Below are 12,308 nucleotides of genomic sequence, written 5' to 3' on the forward strand. Positions count from 1 at the left end.
ATGACCATACGCCCCATCCTCCGCTATCCCGACCGCCGGCTCACGACGCCGGCACGACCAGTGACCGCGTTCGACGCCGGCTTGCGGGAGCTCGCAACGGATCTGCTCGAAACAATGCACGCCGCACCCGGCATCGGGATCACGGCGCCGCATATCGGCATCCCCTTGCGCGTCGTGGTGCTCGAGCTCGACGCCAAGGACGGCGCGCGCACCTACGTCAACCCTGAGATCGAATGGGCCTCACCCGAGATGATCCTGCACAAGGAAGGCAGCGTCTCGATGCCCGGCGTCACCGACGAGGTCCAGCGCCACGCCCGCGTGCGGATCAGCTATCAGGACCTCGACGGCAACATGCAGACCGAGGAGTCCGACGGCCTACGTGCCGTCTGTCACCAGCACGAGATCGATCAGCTCGATGGCATGTTCTGGATTCAGCGGCTATCGCGGCTGAAGCGGGAGCGGCTGGTGAAGAGGTTCGAGAAGTTGTCGCGAAACTCGTAGGGGGATGCCAACAAATGACCCGCGCACCAACCCTGATCGCAACGTGCTCCTGCAGCAGCGTCGAACTCAAGGCGTTCGGCAAGCCGATTGTAAGCGCCGTCTGTTACTGCGACGACTGCCAGAAGGGGGCAACCCAGATCGAAGCTCTCCCGAATGCCGGCGCCGTGCGCGATCCCGATGGCGGGACAGCCTACATGCTCTATCGAAAAGACAGGTTCGAATGCTCCAGAGGAGCCGAACTGCTAAGGCCTCACAAGCTCAAGGAAAGTTCGGCGACAAACAGAGTTGTCGCTGCGTGTTGCAATTCGGCGATGTTCATGAATTTCGATAGAGGCCCGCACTGGGTCTCGGCATACAGAGCGAGATTTCACGGAGAACCCCCGCCCCTGCAGCTACGGATCTGCACGAAGTTCAAGCCCGATGGAGTTGCACTTCCAGACGATTTGCCAAGCTACCGGGGCTATTCCCCCGGCTTCATGTTTAACCTTCTCGCGTCGCGCATCGCAATGTCGCTAGGAAGATAAGCTCGCAGGAGGGTGGAGGGAAGCGATACCCATCAATCCCGTTTCCCAGGCGCGATGGGTTTCGCTGCGCTCTACCCATCCTACGGGCTTATTGCTTGAAACAATGCTCGCGATGCCATTTCAAGAAATGTGGGTGTGGCCGATCCGACATCCGCTGCGGCTCAAACGCGCGGCCGGTCTTGTTGATTATCGACCGGACTCCGTCCAGATCGTTTGTCTGACGCGAGATCAATATCGCCAGATCATCGGCCAAGCTAATGAGACCGCGATCGAACATCCAATGCGCGGTGCCCGAAAGAGCGATCCCATTGCTAACGATGTCCGGCCCATTTGCCTCCACAGGCCGTATATGCGCTGCCGCGACCTCTGCGCGCCCCATTCCATTGATGAGCTTCAGCCCGGTGATGGCGCAACGCTCATCATAGGCGCGCAGTACGATTCGACGAAAAACTCGATCGCGTAGAACTCTGGATACCGTAAGGCTGACGCGGTCTCGTTGCTGCTCGAATCTAAAGGGTGCCTGCTCTTCATCAAATTGGGACGATCGAACGTCGGTATCAACTCGGGGCAGCAACGGTGCGCCTTCCGCGAAACCAAGCTCGAGTATTCGATTGAAATCGTCGGGCGAAATTGGACGGACTGCCGACTGAGCACGCCCTGAGATTCGTCCATGCTCATTTAGGACGCCGCGTTCCACTGGCCCGCTCGATCCGTTGAAAGGGACAGGGTTGGCAAAATCGAGATAGCTTCCCGGCTCAATCAGAGCGAGATACATCCCCGGCGTGCCAGGGTCAGGAATAACTTGCTGTACCCTTGCAATCGCAAAGTAGCCTCGCATTTCGGCGACCTTGCTCGGTTCATAGTAGATTATCCAGTCCCCGACGCAGGCTTCGACCCGACGCAGGTACTGACTGGGAAACTGATATCGTTCGGCCGGGTTGTCATCGTAGATCGAGTCCAAGCGATGGATGAAGACCCCGAATCCCATGATTTATTCAGTGCGCCCCTTCAATTTCGATCTCCCCAAGATCGAGCTATGCGAAACCTACCGCAGGCGCACGCCCCCCCTACTCCCACTCAATCGTCCCGGGCGGCTTGCTGGTCACGTCGTACACCACCCGGTTCACGCCCTTCACCTCGTTGATGATGCGCGTGGCGGTCTCGCCGAGAAACTTCATGTCGAACTGGTAGAAGTCCGCGGTCATGCCGTCGGTGGAGGTGACGGCGCGCAGGCCCACGACGTAGTCGTAGGTGCGGCCGTCGCCCATGACGCCGACGGTCTTCACGGGGAGCAGCACGGCGAAGGCCTGCCAGATTTCGTCGTAGAGGCCGTGCTTGCGAATCTGATCGATGTAGACGGCGTCGGCCTGGCGCAGGATGTCGAGCTTGTCGCGGGTGATGTCGCCGGGGCAGCGGATGGCGAGGCCCGGGCCCGGGAACGGATGGCGGCCGACGAAGATTTCGGGAAGGCCGAGCTCGCGGCCGAGCTTGCGCACCTCGTCCTTGAAGAGCTCGCGCAGGGGCTCGACGAGCTTCATGTTCATGCGCTCGGGCAGACCGCCGACATTGTGGTGCGACTTGATCGTCACCGAGGGGCCGCCGGTGAAGGAGACGCTCTCGATCACGTCGGGATAGAGCGTGCCCTGCGCGAGGAAGTCGGCGCCGCCGATCTTCTTGGCCTCCTGCTCGAACACCTCGATGAAGAGGCGGCCGATGGTCTTGCGCTTCACTTCGGGATCGGTGACGCCTTCGAGCTCGCCCAGAAACTGCTTCGACGCATCCACGTGCACGAGCGAGATGTTGTAGTGGTGGCGGAACAGATCGACCACGGTCTTCGCTTCGTCGAGGCGCAAGAGGCCGTGATCGACGAAGACGCAGGTGAGCTGGTCGCCGATCGCCTCGTGGATCAGCACGGCGGCCACGGCCGAATCGACGCCGCCGGAGAGGCCGCAGATCACCCTGCCCTTGCCGACCTGGCTACGGATCTTCTGGATCTCCTCCTCGCGGAAGGCGCGCATGGTCCAGTCGCCGCTGAGGCCTGCGATCTTGCGTACGAAATTGCGGATGAGCTTGGCACCGTCCACCGTGTGCACGACCTCGGGGTGGAACTGCATCGCGTAGAATTTGCGCTTGTCGTCGGCGATGACGGAGATCGGCGAGCCCTGGGCTTTCGCCACGCCGCGGAAACCATCGGGGAGCTTGGTGACGCGGTCACCATGGCTCATCCAGACGTCGTAGCGGCCGCCCTTCTGCCAGACGCCCTCGAACAGCGCGCAATCGTCGGTGACCTCTATTGTTGCGCGGCCGAATTCACGGTGATGGCCGGCCTCGACGGTGCCCCCCAACTGCTGCGCCATGGTCTGCTCGCCATAGCAGATGCCGAGCACCGGCACGCCGGCGGTGAGGATAGACATTGGGGCAGCCGGCGCATTGTCGTCGAGCACCGAGGCAGGTCCGCCGGAGAGGATCACCGCCTTGGGCTTCATCTCCCCGAAGGCGCCTTCGGCCTTGTTGAACGGGACGATCTCGCAATAGACGCCGTCCTCACGCACGCGACGCGCGATGAGCTGCGTCACCTGGCTGCCGAAGTCGACGATGAGAATCTTGTCGTGCGCCGAGGCCACGGAGGACGTCGACGGGGAGCGGTCGTTCTGTGCTGCTGTCATGGCAAGCAGATACGCGACGGGGGCCCCGCCCGCAACCGCGTGGGCCGGCGCGCCCACATTCTTCTTTGGGCATGGACAAAGCGGTATAGGTACGTATTATTGACCTAATTTGGGCCTTCCTCACCCACCGCCGTCATTCCCCGCGAAAGCGGGGAATGAAGTACGCCGCGGCTTCTCCGCATCACGTCGCAGCCTCTGGAATACTGGATCGCCTGCTCCAGTGCGCAATTGCGCACAAGGCGGGCGATGACAGCCAGAACGTGGTGCGGTCGTGCCGTAAACTCATCATTGCGAGATTTCCGCGGGTACAGTCCTGGATTGCTTCGCTGCGCTCGCAATGACGGAGATTGCGGTGAGGGCGTACGATAACGGAAGCGGTCCACCCGCACCGAAACAGGATGACCACAATGAAACTCCCGACCTCCCCCTTCACCGTCACCGACTGGAGCCGGATTGCGCCGACGGTGCATCCGGGCGAGAGCGGAGAGGCACTGTGGCGGACGCTGGACATCGGCGAGCTGCGGGTGCGGATGGTCGAGTATTCGCCGGGCTATCTCGCCGATCACTGGTGCGACCGCGGCCACGTGCTCTACGTGCTGCAAGGTGAGCTCGACACCGAGCTGCGCGACGGGCGCCGATTCAAGCTCACGCCGGGCATGAGCTACCAGGTCTCGGATTTCGGCGATGCCGCGCATCGCTCGTCGACCACCACCGGCGCGACGCTTTTCATCGTGGATTGAGGGCGCGCCAGCGAGCGGAGCGGCGAATTTACAGCGCCAAATAGAAAACTGATGGGCTGTCGCGATGTGCGGGTAGTGCCTTGAAGTAGCCCCATTATTTCGCTAGATTGTGATCATCGATCATTGGCCGAACGACTGGGCCGCTTCGCCTCGTTTCTGACGGGCGCGCACGCTTCAGATGATTTTTCCAACACATCGACTCATCAGGATCATGGGCGCAATGCGTACCGGTCCACGTGCGTATCTTATGAAAAAGGAAATTCCCATGGCTATGGGCACCGTGAAGTGGTTCAACAACCAAAAAGGCTTTGGTTTCATTCAGCCGGATGACGGCAACAAGGACGTTTTCGTCCACATCAGCGCGGTGGAACGCGCCGGCCTGAGCACCCTCAACGAGGGCCAGAAGGTGTCGTTCGACATCGTCGCCGACCGCCGCAGCGGCAAGTCCTCCGCTGACAATCTCCGCGTCGGCTAATCCGCCAGCGCAGCGGCGCTCTGACCACGGACGTACCGGCAGAGCGCAAGCCATCAAGCCCCGCCACCGAGCTTCGGTGCGCGGGGCTTTTGTTTGGATGGAACTGTGCCGCTTCGCCCGCGCCAGTCCGTCATTCCGGGGCGCCCGGAGGGCGAACCCGGAATCCATCGCGCGGCGATCTCTGCGGCTCCATGGATTCCGGGTTCTCGCTTCGCGAGCCCCCATTGCGCAACTGCGCAATGTGGAATGACGGAGTACGATTAGCCAGCCTTCCTCAAGACCGACACGAAGAACCCGTCAGTCCCTGTCCGCCGCGGCGTCATCAGCCAGCCTTCGGCCGATTGCAGCGCGGCTTGCGCAAAATCCTCGGCCTTGTCCCACAGCACGCTCGCGGTCTCGTCGGGCGGCACGACCGAGAACTCGGGATGGCGACCGACGAAGGCCCTGACCTGCTCGCCGTTCTCCTCAGTCAGCACCGAGCAAGTGATGTAGGCGATGCGGCCGCCCGCCTTCACCAGCGGCACGGCGCGCTCCAGCACCTCGGCCTGGTCGCGCAAGCGGATCTCCAGCGCGCCGGGGCGCATGCGCCATTTGGCGTCGGGATTGCGGCGCCAGGTTCCGGTTCCGGTGCAGGGCGCGTCGATCACGACGAGATCGGCCGAGCTGCGGATGTCGGACAACGCATCGGCCTCGCCCTTGGGCGTGCGAACATCGGCGTTGTGGACGCCGGCGCGCGACAGCCGCTCGTGGATCGGGGCGAGCTGGCGCTTGTCGCGGTCGGTCGCGATCAGCCGGCCCTTGCCCTGCATCAGGGCCGCGAGCGCCAGAGTCTTGCCGCCGGCGCCGGCGCAGAGGTCGATGACCTGCTCGCCCGGCTTTGCCGCGGTGAAGGCGGCCGCGAGCTGCGAGCCTTCATCCTGCACTTCAATGCCGCCCTTGATGAAATCCTCTTCCGCCTGGATGCCGGGATTGCGCGCATCGGCCGAAAGCTCGATGCGCAGGCCGGTTGGCGACCACGGCGTCGGTTTCGCATGAAGATGAGCAAGCGCGCGCAGCGCCTTGTCGCGATTGGATTTTAGCGTGTTGACGCGCAAATCGAGCGGCGCCCGGCTCGCCATCGCGGTTGCTTCCGCCACGCGATCCTCGCCGAATACTTTGGCGAAGTGCGGGTCGAGCCATTCCGGATAGTCGCCGGCAATCGCGGCCGGCGCGCCCTTGAGGGAACGCGAGGCCAGCGCCGCCGCCTCCGCCTCCGTCAGCGGCGCCGGCGCAAACCGGCTGCCGTCGAACAGCGCGGCCATGGTCGCGGTATCCATGTCGCGCTCGAGGCGGAGCATCCCGATCAGCCGCGCCCGCGCGGTGTCGGCGTCCATCAGGAACGCGCTCGAGGCATAACGGCGCAGCACGTCCCAGACGAGGCCGGCGATCGCGGCGCGGTCGCCGGAGCCGGCAAAGCGATGCGCCGTGCCCCACTCCTTCAGCGCCTTGGCCGCGGGCACGCGGTCCTTCTCGATGATGTCGATCAGTTCGATGGCTGCGGACAGCCGGGCAGCGGGGGTCATTCTAAATCTTTCAGATCAGGATTGGCGCTTAAGGCGCTCAAATCAGCAACAAGATCCGCAGCGTGAAGTAGATCCACATCGCGAGCAGCACGAGCACGCCAGCGAGCCAGATCGTCGAGCGCCGGCCGAGATCGTTCGACGAAACGAAGATGCCGGCATGGGCGAAGCGCGTCACCACGAACACCCAGGACATCAGCACGATGAAGAGATCGGCATGGCGCAGCGGGAGCGCCAGCGCAATCAGCGCGTAGAACAGCACCGGCAACTCGAACTGGTTGCGGTAGCAATTGGCAATTTGTGTGGCCTCCTTCGGCCAGTTCGGCTCACCCAGGGCAACGTCGCGGCTCCTGGTCTCGCCGGAGACCAGCGAGCGGCGGCGCGCCAGCGCCATCCCGATCAGCAGCGCGAAGGTCAGGGCAACCTGCACGAAGACCGGCAGCAAGACCATTTGAACGGACATCGGAACTTTCCCGAAAATGACGCGCGAACGGCAGCGCGCCGACAACCGCTACACGGTGCGATCGAATTCGACAACGCCGGACTTGCTCAGGCGGAACAATTGGGCCGGCCGCGCCGTAGCCTTGCTGACGGAGCCGCTGACCGGCTCGACCATCCGCAACTCGTCGATCTTGCGCCTGAACGCGCTGTCGTTGAGCGAGCGGCCGAGCGCGGCTTCATAGGCGCGGCGAAGTTCCGGCAGGGTGAAGGCCGGCGACAGCAGGAAGGCCGGCAGCGACGAATAGGCCGCGCGGCGCCGGCAGCGCTGCATCGCGCCGGCGACGATGGCATCGTGGTCGAACGGAAGCCCCTTCACTTGCGCAAACGGCAGCATTCTGAGGGACGCATCGCCCCGTTCGGCAATTTCCTCGTGGGGCAGCAGCGCATAATAGGCGACCGATGCCGACCACCCGCGCGGATCGCGGTCGCCGCCGGAAAACGTCATCAATTGCTCGAGCACGCGGACCGCAAGACCGGCCTTGTCGCGCAGCACCCGCGCCGCAGCCGCGGCGGTGGACTGATCCTCCTCCGGATGAACGTAGCCGCCGACAAGAGCGAGCGCGCCGGCGTGCGGGGCCTTTTCGCGCGCCTGGAGCACGACATGGATCCGGTCGTCATGCAGGGTCAGAAGCACGACGTCGACGGTGAGGATCGGGCGGATGAGCTCGGTGGCCATAAGGCCATCATACCGTATTCAAATAGCAAATTGCAAATAACAAGTTGCAATGCACCGATGTGAAGGAGAAGCTTCGTCAAGGTGACAGCAAGCGTCGCCCGAGACACTGGGTCAAAGTGAGAGGCCATCATGATCGTCGTCTGGCGTGTCGTGGACAGTTGCAACCTCGCCTGCGGTTTCTGCGCATTCGACAAGCGCCTCGGCTTCCCGCGAAGCCAGGCCGCGCCCGCGGACATCCTCCGTTTCGCTGCGGTGCTTGCCGAGCATCAGGCAGGGACCGGTGATCGGGTGCTCCTGAGCTGGCTCGGCGGCGAGCCGCTGCGCTGGCAACCGCTACAGGCCCTCACCCACGCCGTGCGCGGGCTCGGCCTCGAGGTGAGTGCGACCACCAACGGCACTACGCTCGGCAGCCCGCAGCTCCGCCGGCATCTCTGCGAGACCTACAAGGAGCTGACCATCAGCGTCGATGGCTTCTCGGCCTTCCATGATCCATCGCGCGGCTGGGCGGGCGGCTTCGAAAAGCTGCGCCTCTGGGTGCCTGCGCTCGCGGCGGAGGCCCGGGCGCTCGGCTCGAGGCTGAAGCTGCGCGCCAATGTCGTGCTGATGCACCAGAACGTCGGCGAATTCGCCGCGCTGTGCCGGGAGCTCGCCGGTTGGGGCATCAGCGAGATCACCTACAATCAGCTCGGCGGCCGCGATCGGCCGGAGTTCTATCCAGAGCACCGCCTCACCCGCGCCGACGTCGATGCGCTGGCGCGGGCGCTGCCGGAGATCCGCCGGGGCCTTTCGGCGCGCGGCGTCGTCCTGGTCGGCGGCGAGCAGTATCTCACTCGTATCCGCGCCAGCGCACGCGACGAGCAGATCCCGGTCGCAGACTGCGATCCCGGACAAAGCTTCCTGTTCATCGACGAAAAGGGCCTGATCTCACCCTGCAGCTTCACGACGCAGGACTACGGCGCCGACGTCGGCAGCGTGCGCAGCGCCGCCGATCTTGCCGCCCTGCCCGACCGCTTCCGCCGGATGCGACAGGCCGCGCGGTCCAGGCAATGCGACGACTGCCTCAGCACGCAAGTCTGCGGCAAGTTCAATGCCGCGCGCCGTGAGGCGCCGGCACTTGCGGCTGCGGAATAGGTCGTCAGCATCGAAACTGGGATCGCGGCCAATCCATTTGAGCTGCCACCGGAATCGCTCGAAGGCCGGCAGCGGTGACGCCCTCATTTTATGGCGGCCGTCGCCGTCGGTTCCTGAACGGCTTGAACCGGCGCTTTCGATCGCACGACCAAGTCTCGATACTTCATGCGATTTTGATCCTCCAGGCGACGCCGCCATGAGCATCACGTCTCTGTTCAACGACTCCCCCGATGCGTCCCTCGGCATCCTGATGTCGGCGCTCGCCGGCATCGCAGCCGCACTGGCGGTTGCGCTGGCAATGACCGTCTATTTCCGCACGGGCTACCGGACCTGGCGCGACGTGCTCCGGCACGGCCTCGCGGCCCTTGCCGCGGCCGTCCTGTTCGTCTTCGTCGCCTACGACATGCACCATGCCGCGCTGGCCTATCTCGGGCTCAACCCGTCCAAGCCCGCGGTCGAGTTCGAAATCCGCATGCCGAAGGAGACCCTGACGGCGGTGAGCGACACCCAGATCGAGCTGCACACCGACCGCAACCAGACGCTGGTGCTGGTCGACGGCGTGCGCGAGCTTGGCGATGGACGCTCGGTGCTACGCGGCGTGGTGGCGCTCAATCACCGCACCGCTGACCGCTTACTGGTCGTGAGCCTGCCCGGAAAGGGCACCTTCGAGTTCCGCCTCCGCCTGCCCGCCGAGCCGCATCGCTCCGAGCAGTTCGGCCCCTGGCATCTTGCCGACCACATCGCCTCGCCCTTTGCAGGCAGCGTCGCGCCGCAGGACGCCTACACGATCCGCTACCGCGTATTTTAAACTTTGTTCATTGCAATGCATGGGCGCGCCGTCATCGTTCCGACGCGTGGCAACGGGTATGCTGACCTCATGTCCGAATTTCGCCTGACGCAGATTTCCGACACGCATCTTGGCCGGCGCTTTCCCGGCCTGGTCGCGAATTTCCACCGCGTCAGTGAGCATATCGACGCTGACAGGCCCGATCTCGTCATCAACACCGGCGACGTCTCCTTCGACGGGCCGACCAGCCGCGACGATGTCGAGTTCGCCAAGAGCCTGCACGACGCCCTGCCCGTCACCTGCCGCTACCTGCCGGGCAATCACGACATCGGCGACAATCCCACCGCGATCGGGCCGGCCCCCAAGCCGCCGGTCGAGGAAGCGCACCGCCAGCAATTCTGCACCGTGATCGGCGAGGATCACTGGTCGTTCGAGGCCGCGGGCTGGTGTTTCATCGGCCTCAACTCGCTGGTGATGAATTCAGGGCTGGCCTTCGAGGCCGAGCAGTTCGACTGGCTGGCCTCGGAAATCGGGCGCGTGAACGGCAAGCCGGTCGCGCTGTTCCTGCACAAGCCGGTGTTTCTCAACCTCCCCGACGATCCCGAATTGGTCGAGACCTCGATCCGCTACGTGCCCCAGCCGGCGCGTGCGCGCCTGATCGAGATGTTTGCGCGCGTCGATCTGCGACTGATCGCCAGCGGGCACGTGCATCAGCGGCGCGACTTCACGTTCCGCCATACGCGACACATCTGGGCGCCGTCAGCCGGCTTCAAGATCAACGACACGCGCCAGGACCGGATCGCGATCAAGGAAACCGGCCTCGTCGAATACCGCTTCCAGCCCGACAGCCTTGAAGTCCGCCACGTCCGCGCGGCGGGTCAGGTCGATATCGACCTCGAGGAAATCCTCACGCAGATGGACGGCGCGCATTAGCGCGCACGCATCAAGCGACGCTCTTGAGATCCTGCTGAATCGCGGCGAGCAAGGATTGCAGAGCCGCGCTGTTCACCGGCTTGGACTCATCAACGCCAGGCTGCACATTCGCAGGCTTGGCGGCCTTGACCGGGCGCCGCGGAAATGGCGGCGGAGGCGTCCGCATCTGGGCCGGCACGAACTCGGCCGCATCCTCGGCATGGACAAACTTGCCATGGATCACGTCATCACGACGGCCCATGACATACATCGCCGCCCAATAGCCGGCAGCCAGCAATATTACGCAGAAAATACCAATCTCTAACATCATCGCACCTGAAATATACGCGATGATTCAATGCCTTCGCTCGGAGGTCAAGGAACCGAGGGTCACACCTGCGGCTTTTGCGGGCCGGGTGTTGCCGATCGGTGACTCTTTCTTAACCATTTGCTGACCCCGGGGGAGCCGAAGACGGCCCCGGGGGAGCCGAAGACGGCCCCCGGGGGAGCTTGAGGTGCCAGCTAGGCTTTGTCGGGGCCGACCCGGACCAGCTGCTTGCCGAAATTGGCGCCCTTCAAGAGGCCCATGAAGGCGCCCGGCGCGCTCTCCAGGCCCTCGGTGACGAACTCCTTGTATTTTACCTTGCCCTCGCGGACCCAGGCCGACATGTCGCGCAGGAAGTCGCCATGACGTGCCGCGAAATCAGAGACGATGAAGCCGCGGAAGGTCAGCCGCTTGGTCAGCGTCGCGCGCATCATGGCGCCTGCCCATTTCGGCGGCTTGGCCTCGGTGTCGTTGTAGTGCGCGATCAGGCCGCAGACCGGCACGCGCGCGAACGGATTGAGCAGCGGGAAGACCGCCTCGAACACCGCGCCGCCGACATTCTCGAAATAGACGTCGATGCCCTTCGGGCAGGCGTCCTTCAGCTTGGCCGCGAGATCGGGATCGCGGTGATCGATGCAGGCATCGAAGCCGAGCTCCTTCACCACGTAGTCGCACTTGTCCTTGCCGCCGGCGATGCCGACGGCGCGTGCGCCCTTGATCTTCGCGATCTGGCCCACGGCGGAGCCGACCGCGCCGGAGGCGCCGGCGACGACGACGGTCTCGCCTGCTTGCGGTTTGCCGATATCGAGCAGGCCCGTGTACGCGGTCATGCCGGGCATGCCGAGCACGCCGATGGAGGTCGAGATCGGACCGAGCTTGGGATCGACCTTGATCAGACCCTTGCCGTTCGAGATCGCGTGTGTCTGCCAGCCAGAACGTATGCGCACGATGTCGCCCTTGGCGAAGTCCGGATTGTTGGAGGCCGCGACCTCACTGACCGCCTCGCCTTCCATCACGCCGCCGATCGGCACCGGCGCGGCGTAGGACGGACCCTCGCTCATGCGCCCGCGCATATAGGGATCGAGCGACAGCCAGATCGTGCGCAGCAGCACTTCGCCCGCCGCAGGCGTCGGGACTGCGAATTCCTCGATGCGGAAATCAGACGGCTTGGGCTCGCCGACGGGACGCGCGGCGAGAACGATGCGTTTGCCTTGAGACATGATGACTTCCTCCGAATTGTCTTTCGCGGACGGAAGCGGAGGGAGCGAGGCGCGTCAATACAAAAGCGATGGAGTGGTTGCCGCAGATGCCTCTCACATTGAGCCGGGCACGTGCCATCCACACTCTCGCTGTCATCGCCCGACTTGATCGGGCGTACTCCAGAGACGGAGACGAATACGGAGAAGCCGCAGCGTACTGGATACCCAGGTCAAGCCGGGGCATGACAGCGGTGTATGGGGCAAGCCGCCAGACCTGGATCGCCGGGTCAAGCCCGGCCATGACGATGGATA

Annotated in this window: 13 protein-coding genes; 6 read left to right on the forward strand and 7 right to left on the reverse strand. The window is 64.0% G+C overall.

What is annotated here, in order from left to right; all coding sequences use genetic code 11:
- Complete coding sequence (locus K289_RS0110785) at positions 1–501, forward strand: peptide deformylase (protein ID WP_027551521.1); 501 nt, start codon at positions 1–3, stop codon at positions 499–501.
- A gap of 612 nt (positions 502–1,113) precedes the next feature.
- Here the strand turns inward: K289_RS0110785 and K289_RS0110795 are convergent.
- On the reverse strand, positions 1,114–2,013 hold the full coding sequence (locus K289_RS0110795; RefSeq protein WP_027551523.1) for an HNH endonuclease: 900 nt from the start codon (positions 2,011–2,013) through the stop codon (positions 1,114–1,116).
- A 79-nt stretch (positions 2,014–2,092) separates the two neighbouring features.
- Positions 2,093–3,691 carry a glutamine-hydrolyzing GMP synthase gene (gene guaA, locus K289_RS0110800; protein ID WP_027551524.1) on the reverse strand — a complete coding sequence of 533 codons (1,599 nt, stop codon included), beginning with the start codon at positions 3,689–3,691 and terminating at the stop codon, positions 2,093–2,095.
- 407 nt (positions 3,692–4,098) lie between these two features.
- Here guaA and K289_RS0110805 point away from each other — a divergent pair, with 407 nt between their 5' ends.
- On the forward strand, positions 4,099–4,431 hold the full coding sequence (locus tag K289_RS0110805) for a DHCW motif cupin fold protein (RefSeq protein ID WP_027551525.1): 333 nt from the start codon (positions 4,099–4,101) through the stop codon (positions 4,429–4,431).
- 265 nt (positions 4,432–4,696) lie between these two features.
- Positions 4,697–4,906, forward strand: coding sequence for a cold-shock protein (locus K289_RS0110810; protein WP_027551526.1), 210 nt, complete (start codon positions 4,697–4,699; stop codon positions 4,904–4,906).
- Between the two features lie 260 nt (positions 4,907–5,166).
- On the opposite strand, the gene K289_RS0110815 is transcribed toward K289_RS0110810, so the two are convergent.
- The 3 genes from K289_RS0110815 to K289_RS0110825 are packed head-to-tail and all read right to left on the reverse strand — an operon-like array spanning position 5,167 to position 7,642.
- Positions 5,167–6,468, reverse strand: coding sequence for an RsmB/NOP family class I SAM-dependent RNA methyltransferase (locus K289_RS0110815; RefSeq protein ID WP_027551527.1), 1,302 nt, complete (start codon positions 6,466–6,468; stop codon positions 5,167–5,169).
- A gap of 37 nt (positions 6,469–6,505) precedes the next feature.
- Positions 6,506–6,928: an MAPEG family protein gene (locus K289_RS0110820; protein ID WP_027551528.1), complete on the reverse strand. Its 423-nt coding sequence runs from the start codon at positions 6,926–6,928 to the stop codon at positions 6,506–6,508.
- Positions 6,929–6,976: 48 nt separating this feature from the next.
- The gene (locus K289_RS0110825) at positions 6,977–7,642 is read right to left on the reverse strand and encodes an NUDIX domain-containing protein (RefSeq protein WP_035684420.1); all 666 of its coding nucleotides are present in this window, start codon (positions 7,640–7,642) and stop codon (positions 6,977–6,979) included.
- 129 nt (positions 7,643–7,771) lie between these two features.
- Between K289_RS0110825 and K289_RS0110830 the strand changes: the two genes are divergently transcribed.
- The 3 genes from K289_RS0110830 to K289_RS0110840 all read left to right on the forward strand — a co-directional run bounded on the left by K289_RS0110830 (position 7,772) and on the right by K289_RS0110840 (position 10,493).
- The gene (locus K289_RS0110830; RefSeq protein WP_027551530.1) at positions 7,772–8,773 is read left to right on the forward strand and encodes a radical SAM protein; all 1,002 of its coding nucleotides are present in this window, start codon (positions 7,772–7,774) and stop codon (positions 8,771–8,773) included.
- A 196-nt stretch (positions 8,774–8,969) separates the two neighbouring features.
- Entirely contained in the window at positions 8,970–9,581 is a 612-nt protein-coding gene (locus tag K289_RS0110835; RefSeq protein WP_027551531.1) for a hypothetical protein, read from the forward strand.
- Between the two features lie 69 nt (positions 9,582–9,650).
- On the forward strand, positions 9,651–10,493 hold the full coding sequence (locus K289_RS0110840) for a metallophosphoesterase (protein WP_027551532.1): 843 nt from the start codon (positions 9,651–9,653) through the stop codon (positions 10,491–10,493).
- Positions 10,494–10,503: 10 nt separating this feature from the next.
- Here the strand turns inward: K289_RS0110840 and K289_RS0110845 are convergent, their stop codons facing one another.
- Together K289_RS0110845 and K289_RS0110850 are read right to left on the reverse strand one after the other, a co-directional pair.
- Entirely contained in the window at positions 10,504–10,800 is a 297-nt protein-coding gene (locus K289_RS0110845) for a hypothetical protein (protein ID WP_027551533.1), read from the reverse strand.
- A gap of 194 nt (positions 10,801–10,994) precedes the next feature.
- The gene (locus K289_RS0110850) at positions 10,995–12,017 is read right to left on the reverse strand and encodes an NADP-dependent oxidoreductase (RefSeq protein WP_035684424.1); all 1,023 of its coding nucleotides are present in this window, start codon (positions 12,015–12,017) and stop codon (positions 10,995–10,997) included.
- Between the last annotated feature and the right edge of the window lie 291 nt (positions 12,018–12,308).

This window comes from Bradyrhizobium sp. Cp5.3 (genome assembly GCF_000426265.1).
In the GTDB taxonomy this organism is placed as follows: Bacteria; Pseudomonadota; Alphaproteobacteria; order Rhizobiales; family Xanthobacteraceae; genus Bradyrhizobium; species Bradyrhizobium neotropicale.

Excerpts from the sequence above, each read along its gene's own strand:
- K289_RS0110785 (WP_027551521.1), top strand. The coding sequence starts at position 1 with ATGACCATACGCCCCATCCTCCGCTATCCCGACCGCCGGCTCACGACG.
- K289_RS0110795 (WP_027551523.1), bottom strand. The coding sequence starts at position 2,013 with ATGGGATTCGGGGTCTTCATCCATCGCTTGGACTCGATCTACGATGAC.
- guaA (WP_027551524.1), bottom strand. The coding sequence starts at position 3,691 with ATGACAGCAGCACAGAACGACCGCTCCCCGTCGACGTCCTCCGTGGCC.
- K289_RS0110805 (WP_027551525.1), top strand. The coding sequence starts at position 4,099 with ATGAAACTCCCGACCTCCCCCTTCACCGTCACCGACTGGAGCCGGATT.
- K289_RS0110810 (WP_027551526.1), top strand. The coding sequence starts at position 4,697 with ATGGCTATGGGCACCGTGAAGTGGTTCAACAACCAAAAAGGCTTTGGT.
- K289_RS0110815 (WP_027551527.1), bottom strand. The coding sequence starts at position 6,468 with ATGACCCCCGCTGCCCGGCTGTCCGCAGCCATCGAACTGATCGACATC.
- K289_RS0110820 (WP_027551528.1), bottom strand. The coding sequence starts at position 6,928 with ATGTCCGTTCAAATGGTCTTGCTGCCGGTCTTCGTGCAGGTTGCCCTG.
- K289_RS0110825 (WP_035684420.1), bottom strand. The coding sequence starts at position 7,642 with ATGGCCACCGAGCTCATCCGCCCGATCCTCACCGTCGACGTCGTGCTT.
- K289_RS0110830 (WP_027551530.1), top strand. The coding sequence starts at position 7,772 with ATGATCGTCGTCTGGCGTGTCGTGGACAGTTGCAACCTCGCCTGCGGT.
- K289_RS0110835 (WP_027551531.1), top strand. The coding sequence starts at position 8,970 with ATGAGCATCACGTCTCTGTTCAACGACTCCCCCGATGCGTCCCTCGGC.
- K289_RS0110840 (WP_027551532.1), top strand. The coding sequence starts at position 9,651 with ATGTCCGAATTTCGCCTGACGCAGATTTCCGACACGCATCTTGGCCGG.
- K289_RS0110845 (WP_027551533.1), bottom strand. The coding sequence starts at position 10,800 with ATGTTAGAGATTGGTATTTTCTGCGTAATATTGCTGGCTGCCGGCTAT.
- K289_RS0110850 (WP_035684424.1), bottom strand. The coding sequence starts at position 12,017 with ATGTCTCAAGGCAAACGCATCGTTCTCGCCGCGCGTCCCGTCGGCGAG.